This window comes from Pseudomonas sp. EGD-AK9 (genome assembly GCF_000465935.2).
Taxonomy (GTDB): Bacteria; Pseudomonadota; Gammaproteobacteria; order Pseudomonadales; family Pseudomonadaceae; genus Aquipseudomonas.
In genome coordinates, this window is record NZ_AVOF01000226.1 from 1 (window position 1) to 5,437 (window position 5,437).

Genomic DNA, 5,437 nt, shown 5'->3' on the forward strand with positions numbered 1-5,437 from the left:
CGGCCCGGCCGACGCGCTGCGCCTGCCGGCCGGTCGTCTGGCCGTCGGCGCCGCAGCCGACCTGGTGCTGTTCGATCCGCAGGCCTCCACCCTGGCCGGCGAACGCTGGTACTCCAAGGGCGGCAACTGCCCCTTTATCGACCATTGCCTGCCCGGCGCGGTGCGCTACACCCTGGTCGACGGTCATATCAGCTACCAGGCCTGATGCGACCAGCAGCGAACGAGCCCGCCATCCGGCGGGCTTGTTGTTAGTGCGCATCCACCTGGAAAACCCTTGCTGCGCGCGGCGCCCCCCGGACCCGCCCCTGGGATTAACGACGCCCACGACGAGCTGTCCTGCCCGCGGCATGCTTTTCGCTCGCCACGACATTGGTCGGATGAGTGACTCGACAGTCATGATCCACGTCAGGATAGGCAGCCGAATCTTTGCATACGCCACCGCTTTGGGATCCGCGCCCGCGCCGCAAGGCGCCGGCTCGGCGTCGCGCTGGCCCAGTTCAGGAGCTTTTGAGTTATGTCGCGCTTACCTGTGATCGTGGGTTTTGGGGGGTACAACGCAGCCGGGCGCAGCTCCTTCCACCATGGCTTTCGCCGCACCGTGATCGAGACCCTGGACGCGCGCGCGCGCCAGGAGACGCTGGCCGGGCTGGCGCAGATGATGAAACTGGTGCGCGTGGTCGACGGCCAGTACCGCGATCAGGACAGCCAGCCGCTAAGCCTGGGGGAAATCGAGAGCCGCTACGCCGAGCAGATTCTCGCCGGCACCCTGGTGCGCCGCATCGAGAAGCAGCATCTCGACCCGGACGCCGCCCACTGGCAGAAGAGCATCGGCCTGGCCCCCGGCCACAGCGGCAGCCTCAGCTTCCTCACCCTGCGCAAGCAGCTGCCCGAACCGCTGCCGGCCAACTGGTCGGTGCAGGAGCTCAACGCCAGCGAGGTGCAGGTCACCCTGCACGACAGCTGCGAGTTCAAGGTCGACAGCTACCGCCCGCTGGCGGTGAAGTCCGCCGGCCAGCTGCCCACCGGCTTCGAACCGAGCGAGTTGTACAACTCGCGCTTCCACCCGCGCGGCCTGGCCATGACCGTGGTCGGCGTCACCGACGCGCTGCGCTCGGTGGGCATCGACTGGCAGCGCATCGTCCAGCACGTGGCGCCGGACGAGATTGCCGTGTTCGCCAGCTGCATCATGAGCCAGCTCGACGAGAACGGCTTCGGCGGCATGATGCAGTCGCGCCTGAAAGGCGGCCGGGTCACCGCCAAGCAGCTGGCCCTGGGCCTCAACACCATGCCGGCCGACTTCATCAACGCCTACGTGCTCGGCAGCGTCGGCACCACCGGCAGCATCACCGGCGCCTGCGCCACCTTCCTCTACAACCTGCAGAAGGGCATCGAGCAGATCGCCGCCGGCAAGGCGCGGGTGGTCATCGTCGGCAGCAGCGAGGCGCCGATCAACCAGGAGTGCATCGAGGGCTACGGCGCCATGGGCGCGCTGGCCACCGAGGAAGGCCTGCGCCAGATCGAGGGCAAGCAGGATGTCGACTTCCGCCGCGCCAGCCGCCCGTTCGGCGACAACTGCGGCTTCACCCTGGCCGAGGCCTGCCAGTTCGTGGTGCTGATGGACGACGAGCTGGCCCTGGAGCTGGGCGCCGACATCCACGGCGCGGTGCCGGACGTGTTCATCAACGCCGACGGCTTCAAGAAATCCATCTCCGCCCCCGGCCCGGGTAACTACCTGACCGTGGCCAAGGCCGTGGCCAGCGCCGTGCAGCTGCTCGGCCTGGACGCCGTGCGCAGCCGCAGCTTCGTCCACGCCCACGGCTCCAGCACCCCGGCCAACCGGGTCACCGAGTCGGAGATTCTCGACCGCGTCGCCAGCGCCTTCGGCATCGAGCAGTGGCCGATCACCGCGGTCAAGGCCTTCGTCGGCCATTCCCTGGCCACCGCCAGCGGCGACCAGGTGATCGCCGCCCTCGGCGCCTTCAAGTACGGCATCCTGCCCGGCCTGAAGACCATCGACGCGGTGGCCGGCGACGTGCACCAGCAGCACCTGAGCCTGTCCACCGTCGATCGCAAGCTGGGTGAGCAGGCAATGGACGTGGCCTTTATCAACTCCAAGGGCTTCGGCGGCAACAACGCCAGCGCCCTGGTGCTGGCCCCGCACGTGGTCGAGCGCATGCTGCGCAAGCGCCACGGCCAGGCCGCCTTCGACGCCTACCTGGCCCGCCGCGAAGCCACCCGCACCGCGGCCGCGGCCTACGATAGCCAGGCGCTGCTGGGCCAATTGAACATCATCTACAACTTCGGCAACGACATGATCGACGACCAGGCGATCTCCATCACCACCGAAGAAGTGAAGGTGCCCGGCTTCGACCAGCCGCTGGTGTTCAAGAAGGACGAGCGCTACCGCGATATGCTCGATTGAGTGTGATGCGCTGTGGGAGGGGTTTCAGCCGCGACAATCGCCGCTGAAGCCCCTCCCGCTGGTTTTATGCCAACCCGCGCGCCAGCTCGATCAGCTCGCCACGCCATTCGGCGGCGGCCGGCAAGGCCAGGAACGACGGATTGAGAAAGGATTCGCGCGCCTGGTAAGCCAGCGGCGCGCCGGCCAGATCCAGCACTTCGCCGCCCGCCCCTTCCAGCACGCCCTGCGCCGCCGCGGTGTCCCACTGCGAGGTGGGCGCCAGGCGCGGGTAGCAGTCGGCATTGCCCTCGGCCAGCAGGCAGAATTTCAGCGAGCTGCCGATATTGGCCAGCGCCGGCTCGCCGAAGCGCGCGGCCAGGCCGCCGAGCAGGCGCTCCTGGGCCGAGCTCGAATGGCGCTTGCTGGCCACCAGGGTAAAGCCCTGCGCCGGCGCCAGACGCACGCCGATCGGCTGCTCGTCACCCGGCACTTCGCTGCGCCAGGCACCCAGACCAGCGCCACCGTAATAGCAGCGCCCATTGGCCGGAATGCCGACCACGCCGAACACCACGCGGCCGTGCTCGATCAGCGCGACATTGACGGTGAACTCCTCGGAGCCGGCGATAAATTCCTTGGTGCCATCGAGCGGGTCGACCAGCCACCAGCGCGTCCAGGCGGCGCGCTCGGCCAGGGGAATGTCGGCGGCCTCCTCGGACAGCACCGGCACCGCCGGTGCCAGCGCGCGCAGGCCATCGAGCAGGATATGGTGGGCGGCCAGGTCGGCGGCGGTGACCGGCGAGGCATCGGCCTTCTCCGTCACCGCCACGTCGCTGCGCCAGTACGGCAGGGTCGCCGCGCCGGCGGCGCGTACCAGTTCGATCACCTGGGAAATATAGGGATGACTCACTGCACGAACTCCCCACGCTGACTCAGCAGGTCGCGCACCAGGTACAGCGCGGCCAGGGCGCGGCCCTCGCTGAACTGGGCGTGCTGGGCCAGGCTGGACAGCTCGCGCAGGTTGATCCGGTCGACCCGCATCGGCTCCGGCTCGTCGCCCGGCAGGCGCTCCTCGTACAGGTCGCGCGCCAGCACCACCTGGATCTTCTGGCTCATATAGCCCGGCGACAGGCTCAGCTCGGTGATGTATTCCAGCTCGTGCGCCCCAAAACCCGCCTCCTCCTTGAGCTCGCGGTTGGCCGCCACCAGCACGTCCTCGCCCGGCTCGATCAGGCCCTTGGGCAGCGACAGCTGGTAGTCGTCGGTGCCGCCGCAGTATTCCTCGACCAACACCGCATGCTCGGCATCGAGCATCGCCACCACCATCACCGCGCCGTAGCCGACGCCCTTGCCCACCAGACGCTCGTAGGTCCGCTCGACGCCATTGGAAAAGCGCAGCTGCAGCTCCTCGACGCGGAACAGGCGGCTGCTGGCGACTATTTCACGGGCGAGTACCGTGGGCTTCTGACGCATGGGACGACTCCTTGGCGTGACCTGGCGGGTTATCATACCGCGGCTTTTCCGATTATCCCCGGCGCAGATTGCACGTTCGCGACGCAGGCCGGCAGATTCACGACCTTCGAGCGCAAGACGTCCCCATGCTTCCACTGCCCTGGCACCAGATCGACACCGTCCTGCTGGATATGGACGGCACCCTGCTCGACCTGCACTTCGACAACCACTTCTGGCTCAAGCACCTGCCGCAGCGCTACGCCGAGCACCACGGCCTCAGCCTGGCGCTGGCCGAGGCCGAGCTGCTGCCACTGTTTCGCCAGCACGCCGGCACGCTGAACTGGTACTGCACGGATTTCTGGAGCCGCGAGCTGAACCTCTCGATCCGCGATCTCAAGCGCGAGGTCGCTCACCTGATCGCCCTGCGTCCAGATGCCGAGCTGTTTCTGCGTGCCCTGCGCGAGGCCGGCAAGCGCGTGGTGCTGATCACCAACGCGCATCGCGATTCGCTGTCGCTGAAGCTCGAACGCGTGGAGCTGGCGCCCTGGTTCGAACGCCTGATCAGCTCCCACGACTACGGCTTTCCCAAGGAGGACCAGCAGTTCTGGTTCGCCCTGCGCCAGGACGTCGAGTTCGACCCGGCGCGCAGCCTGTTCATCGACGACAGCCTGCCGATCCTGCGCAGCGCCGGGCGCTTCGGCGTCGCCCAGCTGCTCGCCGTACGCCAGCCGGACAGCCAGGCCGGGCCCAAGGACACCGAGGAGTTCGCCGCGGTGGAGGATTATCGGGCGCTGTTGCAGGGGCTAGCCGGGATGCGCTTGTCGTAGGCGCCGGCTGACCGTCCCCTGCAGGGGAGGCGTGTTTATTCGGGAATGCGCAATACCTGCCCCGGATAGATCTTGTCCGGGTGGCCGAGCATCGGTTTGTTGGCCTCGAAGATCTTCATATAGGCATTGGCGTTGCCGTATTCGATCTTGGCGATGGCGCTCAGGGTGTCGCCCTTCTTCACCGTGACGAAGCGCGCCGCCAGCGCCGGCGTGACGACGCCGATCTGGTCATCCACCTCGCCGACCCCGGCGACGTTGCCCAGGACCAGGAGGATCTTCTCCTTCTCTTCCTGGCTGGCCACCTCGCCGCGGGCGGTTACCTTGTCGCCCTCGACGCTGACCTCGATATTCGGATTGCCCAGGCCGACCTTGGCCACGTGCTCCTTGAGCGATTCGGCGGCCTGCGCCTCCTGACCCACCAGCGACTCCCACAGCTTGACCCCGGCTTCTTTGACAAAGGCGAAGATACTCATGGCGATTCCTCTCGTGCCTTGTGGATGGCCGGGCAGGCAGCGCCCGGAAGCGCAAGTCTAGATGCTGCAGGGCGGGTGGGCGTGCCGTTGGTCTCAGGACGGCGCCGGACTGTAGACCCTCGGCGCGCTATGGTGCGGCAGGTGGATCAGGTTGAGGCGGTGCTGGCGCGCCCAGCGCACGCACAGGTCGGTGGGCGCCGAGAGGCTGACCAGGCTGGCGAAGCCGGCGCGCACCGCCTTGTGGATCAGCTCCAGGCTGCAGCGGCTGGTGACCACGGCGAAACCGC

The 5,437-nt window shown here is 67.8% G+C and carries 7 protein-coding genes; 3 read left to right on the forward strand and 4 right to left on the reverse strand.

Annotated features, from left to right (window positions below; genetic code table 11):
• On the forward strand, positions 1 to 205 hold a 205-nt coding region (locus N878_RS11660), incomplete at its 5' end, for an amidohydrolase family protein (RefSeq protein WP_031303063.1).
• 309 nt (positions 206 to 514) lie between these two features.
• A complete protein-coding gene (locus N878_RS11665) occupies positions 515 to 2,422 on the forward strand; it encodes a beta-ketoacyl synthase (RefSeq protein WP_031303064.1) in 1,908 nt (635 codons plus the stop codon).
• A gap of 64 nt (positions 2,423 to 2,486) precedes the next feature.
• On the opposite strand, the gene cysQ is transcribed toward N878_RS11665, so the two are convergent.
• Positions 2,487 to 3,308 carry a 3'(2'),5'-bisphosphate nucleotidase CysQ gene (gene cysQ, locus N878_RS11670; RefSeq protein WP_021443834.1) on the reverse strand — a complete coding sequence of 274 codons (822 nt, stop codon included), beginning with the start codon at positions 3,306 to 3,308 and terminating at the stop codon, positions 2,487 to 2,489.
• A complete protein-coding gene (nudE, locus tag N878_RS11675; protein WP_021443835.1) occupies positions 3,305 to 3,871 on the reverse strand; it encodes an ADP compounds hydrolase NudE in 567 nt (188 codons plus the stop codon). Before nudE ends, cysQ begins: the two co-directional genes overlap by 4 nt.
• Positions 3,872 to 3,996: 125 nt before the next feature.
• Between nudE and yrfG the strand changes: the two genes are divergently transcribed.
• Positions 3,997 to 4,677, forward strand: a complete 681-nt coding sequence (gene yrfG / locus N878_RS11680; RefSeq protein WP_021443836.1) for a GMP/IMP nucleotidase — start codon at positions 3,997 to 3,999, stop codon at positions 4,675 to 4,677.
• Positions 4,678 to 4,712: 35 nt separating this feature from the next.
• On the opposite strand, the gene lysM is transcribed toward yrfG, so the two are convergent.
• Together lysM and N878_RS11690 are read right to left on the reverse strand one after the other, a co-directional pair.
• A complete protein-coding gene (lysM, locus tag N878_RS11685) occupies positions 4,713 to 5,150 on the reverse strand; it encodes a peptidoglycan-binding protein LysM (protein ID WP_021443837.1) in 438 nt (145 codons plus the stop codon).
• Positions 5,151 to 5,243: 93 nt separating this feature from the next.
• Positions 5,244 to 5,437 (reverse strand): formate dehydrogenase accessory sulfurtransferase FdhD (locus tag N878_RS11690; RefSeq protein ID WP_031303065.1); only part of this gene is annotated, 194 nt, incomplete at its 5' end.

Excerpts from the sequence above, each read along its gene's own strand:
- N878_RS11665 (WP_031303064.1), top strand. The coding sequence starts at position 515 with ATGTCGCGCTTACCTGTGATCGTGGGTTTTGGGGGGTACAACGCAGCC.
- nudE (WP_021443835.1), bottom strand. The coding sequence starts at position 3,871 with ATGCGTCAGAAGCCCACGGTACTCGCCCGTGAAATAGTCGCCAGCAGC.
- yrfG (WP_021443836.1), top strand. The coding sequence starts at position 3,997 with ATGCTTCCACTGCCCTGGCACCAGATCGACACCGTCCTGCTGGATATG.
- lysM (WP_021443837.1), bottom strand. The coding sequence starts at position 5,150 with ATGAGTATCTTCGCCTTTGTCAAAGAAGCCGGGGTCAAGCTGTGGGAG.